1 protein-coding gene is annotated in these 273 nt (G+C 41.8%); it reads right to left on the bottom strand.

The features are described 5' to 3' along the window. Positions 1–273: hypothetical protein (locus Q5762_RS38380; protein ID WP_315896944.1), on the bottom strand; the 273-nt coding region annotated here is incomplete at both ends.

The following is a 273-nucleotide window of genomic DNA, read 5'->3' as shown; positions in this document are numbered from 1 at the left end:
GACGTGGTAAGATTGGCTTCTCCAGGCACTGGTAACGTTGCATTGCTTTCTGTATTTTGTGTTTCAGAAGGCCCTGGTTGAGCCACGCTGCTTGACGCTTCTGTTGCGACGCTTTGCTGAGTAGAAGATTGAGCTTCGGAACCAGACTTACTAGTCGCAGTAATAGATGTTTGTGAGCTAGAATCAGCTGTTTTATTTTGGCCACCACAAGCAGACAATAATAGAATAGAAGTTGCAACTGTTGAAATGAAAAAAGTTATTTTAATTTCTACA

Origin of the sequence: Streptomyces sp. P9(2023) (assembly GCF_032436795.1) — a bacterium.
In the GTDB taxonomy this organism is placed as follows: Bacteria; Actinomycetota; Actinomycetes; order Streptomycetales; family Streptomycetaceae; genus Streptomyces.
Note: the sequence above shows the minus strand (reverse complement) of the source record. Positions and strands in the feature narration are given on the sequence as shown.